Source organism: Daejeonella sp. (genome assembly GCF_036405355.1).
Classification (GTDB): Bacteria; Bacteroidota; Bacteroidia; order Sphingobacteriales; family Sphingobacteriaceae; genus Daejeonella.
The window spans coordinates 1-4,111 of the sequence record NZ_DASWXT010000004.1 but is presented as its reverse complement, the minus strand read 5'-3'; the positions used below and the strand labels follow the sequence as shown (position 1 = coordinate 4,111).

The 4,111-nt window shown below is 44.2% G+C and carries 3 protein-coding genes; all 3 read right to left on the bottom strand.

The genetic code is table 11. The features are described 5' to 3' along the window. A partial coding sequence (locus VGE44_RS00325; RefSeq protein ID WP_331075783.1) for a hypothetical protein occupies positions 1–1,480 on the bottom strand: 1,480 nt, incomplete at its 3' end. After that, the gene (locus VGE44_RS00320) at positions 1,477–2,955 is read right to left on the bottom strand and encodes a neutral/alkaline non-lysosomal ceramidase N-terminal domain-containing protein (RefSeq protein WP_331075782.1); all 1,479 of its coding nucleotides are present in this window, start codon (positions 2,953–2,955) and stop codon (positions 1,477–1,479) included. The genes VGE44_RS00325 and VGE44_RS00320, both read right to left, overlap by 4 nt. Before the next feature lie 91 nt (positions 2,956–3,046). Beyond that, the coding region (locus VGE44_RS00315) for a hypothetical protein (RefSeq protein WP_331075781.1) at positions 3,047–4,111 on the bottom strand (1,065 nt) is incomplete at its 5' end.

Below are 4,111 nucleotides of genomic sequence, written 5' to 3'. Positions count from 1 at the left end.
AAGGTGGCGGCGGAGGAGGCAAAGGAACCTTACCGGGTACCATTTGATTTGCCAGTTCGATACCTGTATTGGCAAATTGTCTTCCGGCAGATACTTCCAGATTGCTGTAGGAAGTCAGACGGGTTTCATAGCCCCCACCATTCGGGCCTAAGGCTTCTTCAGTTGGCACATATCCTGTAATACCATTAGCCAGCTCAACCACAAAGGTGAAAGGAAATTTGCTTCCTGCCTTGATATCTAATTGGTACTGAACAAAATACTCTGCAGGATTGGATACGAATACCATCGGACCAACCTGTATGGCCTGAACTTCAACCTCCACCAATGGCCTAGCTTTTATGATCGCATCCAAAACGAGGATTTCTTTTGCAAAAGTCCATTCAGTAGTACCCGACTTTTCAGGGCCTGCTTTCACAAGTTCCAATGATTTTTGAACTTTCTCAGGTGTAGGAATACGGCGTTTAACAGTCCATACTCTCTGCCTTGAATCCAGCGGAATATCACTTCCTGCACCTCGCCGAATTAAAAGAAGGGTCTTATAAGCCTCGGCTCCTACGCGGCCTCCAACGATATCCCACCATTCTTCTGCTCCTGGATTCTGAAATTTAGTCAGGTTATCAACCTGGGTGATATCACCACAAGCGCCCTGCATGAAAACGACAGGTAGGGCTGCATTTCCCGTAGCACCACGTATAGTTCTTTCCATTGATCCAATCCAGCTCGCTGAAATACCCCCCGGACTGGTCGTTGCATGACATGAGAAATTCACTACCGTACCCAGCAAATTACCTTTTAAGTCCCACACACCTACTGTGCCTACCTGCGGATCAATTGGACCTGCATAATCAATAATATCAGGATTACCTGCACCGGGATGTGAATAACTCAATCCATTCTTCATCCGCAAACGACGGTTGTACGAAACTTTATCTTCATGCCCGTTCCCGACTGCAAGTTTAGCATCTACACGGTTCTCGTTCGCCAGTACAACTGCGTCGACGATCTGCTTCTTTAGTACCTGAGTATATCCCGGATCTGAAACTATTGAATGGTTATTTACCAGGTCTTTCACCAAAGGTGAGGCTTTATCAAAATCTCCAGGTTCTCCCATGCCGATCGGGCCGGAGGAATGGGAATGAGATGCCCCAATCATTACGTCACCAGGTAAGATGCCACAGCGCTTTTGTATCTCAGCACGTACTTCCTGCACGAGATGACGGGTTACAAAAAGCAGGTCGATACCCACGAGCGCTACACGCTTCTTTCCATCATCAAATACAACAGCCCGAACTTTACAAGGATCATGAAAGGACTTATGGTGTGCTTTTCCATAATTACCCGGCGATTCCATTCCGATATCCGGGGTAATATCACGCTCAGAAAATCCGGCTTTAAAAATACTTACCGGTTTAGTACCGTCTGCTGCCAAGCCTGATAAGGCAAAGAAACAAGAAGTGAAGATTGTTAAAAAATATTTCATTGTTTTACCTGGTTAAAAAGTTTAAGAATTTCGGTTACAATTTTTCGGGAGGCTACAGTTTCCACCCTGTTTGTACCCAACCATGTTTCATATCCACCCATTTGATGTTGTTCGGGTGTAGGAAGGTACCCATAACTGCCATTTGCCAGTTCAATGGTAAAGGAAGATTTAAAAGGACTTTTTGCTTTGATCTCAAGGCCGATTTCTGTAAAAACCTCGAATGGAATAGCGGCTACGCCAAGATCTCCGATACCAAAGGTTTGCATAAGCACATCAATATTCTCAGGCCATCCATTCATTTGAATGGTCCGCTCTGCATAGGTTTTCTCAAGACGGTGTACCGGCGTTTCTGTCTCAGGTTTTGCAAGAACCTTTTGGGCATAAGCTAACATCTGAGGCGTAGGTCTGCGAACTTTCAAATTCAATTCTGACTGAGCCGCACGGAGTGGTACCCAGTCTTTGTATTGTATGGTCTGGTATACCCGTAGAACTTCATTAGCTACATCATTGGCAACAATACGCATTTTGGCATAAGGTTCATGTTTTTCTGCCGGTCCACGAAAATTGATATTATTTACATCTCCCGACGTCCCATTTGACATGATACCTACAAAGGGAGGATCCTGACGATCGGCTTTTAACAATTCCTGAATACGGTCGGCAAACACTGCAAAATAATCTGCTGAAATATGGTCCCTGGGTACTCCACCTACATAATGAAGGGAATAATTGGCAAGTAAACCAATTGGACGCCCCTTAAGAGATTGTACTGAAATGAATGAAACCTGAGGATCTGTAGGACCGGCCGGCTCAACTAAATCAGGATTAGCAATCCCTGGATTCATCTGAACCTGATCCTTCCCTCCGAAAGGATTTACTACCGGATTTTTCATTTTCCAGCGGCGGTTAAAAAGATGTTGGGGTACATTTCCCACACCCCAGCCAATGCGGGCCGGTTCCAGATTATTCAATGCAATACGCACCCCATCTGCTATACGGCGAACGAGAAAACGCTGATAATCATCAAGAGGCATACCAGCATTCCAGCCGCCTCTTAGGTTTCCAAGTCCGCTGGCACTACTGGCAGAATGTGTATGATCAGAAGACATCAGAATCTGAGCGGCAGGAATTTTTGTTTCTTCAAAGATCAATCGCTTGGCCTCATCAAATACTTCACGAATAATACCCACATTATCGACAACTACAAAAACCAGTTTTGTTGTCCCATCATCCAGTACGAGGCTTCTCGCGTGCAATTCATCATGCACATAATTTGCCGGAGGCGGAATACCAAAATTCCCTACTATCCCTGAGCCCAAAGGCGGGGTTATGTTTGCAGTTGAGGCACCGGCCCTGAAAGTAGCATTTTGAGCATAAAGCCGGAAATCAAAACTGAAAATCAGAATAAAACCGAAAATCAGCGTAAAAAGCCACAAATAATGGCCATAAGCATAAAATTTAATTGTTTTTTGCATTGTTATCCTTGTTTTGCCTTGTTTTAATTAAAAACATGCAGGTGAAAAATTATATTGTTTAAACTATTTAATTCTGATTCCCAATAATCATTCATCGTTTTACCTGATTAAAAAGCTTAAGAACCTCAGTCACAATCTTTCGGGAAGCTTCTTTCTCGACCTTATTGACACTCATCCATGTCTCATAGCCTCCCATTTGATGCTGTTCCGGTGTTGGGAGATATCCATATCCCCCATTTGCCAATCCGATCGTAAATGACTTTTCAAATGGGCTTTTGGCTTTGATTTCTAACCCTGTTTCTGCAAATACCTCAAATGGAATCCCGGCTATTCCCAAATCTCCAACTCTAAAAGTTTGGAGTATCACATCTATCTTTTCAGGCCATTCCTTCATTTGTATCGTTCGTTCAGCAAAGACCTTTTCCATTGGATGATCAGGCTTTACTTTCTGCATTGCTTTCTCAGCCCAGCTAAGTGTTTGTGTATCCGGCCTTCTAACATCCAGTGTAAGTTCCATTTCTGCGGCCCCAAGAGGCACCCATTCTTTGTACCGGATGTTCTGATAAACCCTGAATACCTCCTGAGCGACATCGTTTGCGACAAGCTTCATTTTTGCATAGGGCGGATAAGTAACAGCGGGACCACGAAAATTTATGTTATTTATATCTCCTTCAGTACCATTTGACATAATGCCCACAAAGGGAATATCCTGACGGTCGGCATTTAGCAATTCCTGGATGCGGTTGGCAAACAGCGCAAAATAATCAGCAGAAATATGCCCCTGGGGAACCCCTCCGACATAATGAAGAGAGTAATTTGCAAGAACAGCCATTTGCCTACCTTTTAGGGATTGAACTGATATGAATGACACTTCAGGATCAGTAGGGCCAGCTGGTTCCAGTAAATTTGGGTTAGCAATCCCCGGATTCATCTGAACCTTTTCAATTACTCCAAAAGGATTGATAACCGGTGCTTTCAATTTCCAGCGACGATTGAAAACATGCTGCGGTACAGCTCCAGCCCCCCAGCCAATACGTGCAGGTTCAAGATTATTTAAAGCTACCCGAACTCCGTCAGCCATACGACGTACAACAAAGCGTTGATAGTCATCGAGAGGTTTGGGATACTGCACGGCTAAATTAGAACGGATGCTGAT

Coding starts and splice junctions, on each gene's coding strand:
- VGE44_RS00320 (WP_331075782.1), bottom strand. CDS start 2,955: ATGCAAAAAACAATTAAATTTTATGCTTATGGCCATTATTTGTGGCTT.